This is a genomic window from Nocardia alni, assembly GCF_019038435.1.
Taxonomy (GTDB): domain Bacteria; phylum Actinomycetota; class Actinomycetes; order Mycobacteriales; family Mycobacteriaceae; genus Nocardia; species Nocardia alni.
The window spans coordinates 1-401 of sequence record NZ_JAGPOX010000395.1; the positions used below are offsets into that span (position 1 = coordinate 1).

The following is a 401-nucleotide window of genomic DNA, read 5'->3' on the forward strand; positions in this document are numbered from 1 at the left end:
GACCTGATCCGCTCGTGGAACAGCGCGGGCTGGTTCGATCTGCCGCAGCGCCTGGGCGACCAGCTCGCGCCGCTGATCGGTGCGGGCCGGGGCGAGGTGGTCTGCACCGACAGCACCTCCATCAACCTCTACAAGGTGCTGAGCGCGGCGCTGAACATCGCGCGCGAGGATGCGCCCGGGCGCCGCCGCATCGTCAGCGAGCGCAGCAACTTCCCCACCGATCTCTACATCGCCGAGGGCCTGTGCCGCGAGCGCGGCCTGGAGCTGGTGCTGGTGGAGCCCGAAGAGATCGCGGACGCGCTCACCGCCGACGTGGCGGTGCTGATGCTCACGCACGTCAACTACCGCACGGGCGCGATGCACGACATGGCGGCCGTCACCGCCGCGGCGCAGGCGCAGGG

1 pseudogene is annotated in these 401 nt (G+C 71.3%); it reads left to right on the plus strand.

Going from position 1 to position 401, the window contains the following annotated elements:
- A pseudogene (locus tag JZ791_RS47515) lies at positions 1-401 on the plus strand (kynureninase); the annotation flags it as partial.